Source organism: Liquorilactobacillus uvarum DSM 19971 (assembly GCF_001434935.1).
GTDB classification, from domain to species: Bacteria; Bacillota; Bacilli; order Lactobacillales; family Lactobacillaceae; genus Liquorilactobacillus; species Liquorilactobacillus uvarum.
The window spans coordinates 1-404 of sequence record NZ_AZEG01000121.1 but is presented as its reverse complement, the minus strand read 5'-3'; the positions used below and the strand labels follow the sequence as shown (position 1 = coordinate 404).

Sequence of the window (404 nt, the reverse complement as noted above, 5' to 3'; positions counted from 1 at the left end):
GCGGTGTTTTTGACGCTCTGAGCGTCAACGATAATAAAGGAAGTTAAAGCTGAACGTCCTTGGTAAGTTCGCCGAGCAATGACAATTTTTTTAAAACTTGTTCCAATAAAGAATCAGCCGTAGGCTCAGCTTTAGTTGACCAAATTTTGTAATAGTTGTAAACTGACCGCCATTCTGGAAAATCACCGGGGACTTGACGCCATTGGCAACCGGTTTTCAAGACATATAGGACCGCACAGAAGACCTCGTAGAGGTCATATTTTCGAGGCTTAGTTCGCTTACGAAAATTTTCTAAAGCTGGTCGAATTAATTCAAATTGTTGCCGAGTAATATTGCTGGGATAATTTTTCATAGCTTAAACTCGCTTTTTACATAGAAGTATATCAAAAATCATAGATCTTGGA

General features: G+C 39.1%; 1 pseudogene. It reads right to left on the bottom strand.

Features of this window, described 5'->3' with window-relative positions:
* A pseudogene (locus FD20_RS12730) lies at positions 1–352 on the bottom strand (transposase); the annotation flags it as partial.
* Positions 353–404: the final 52 nt, after the last annotated feature.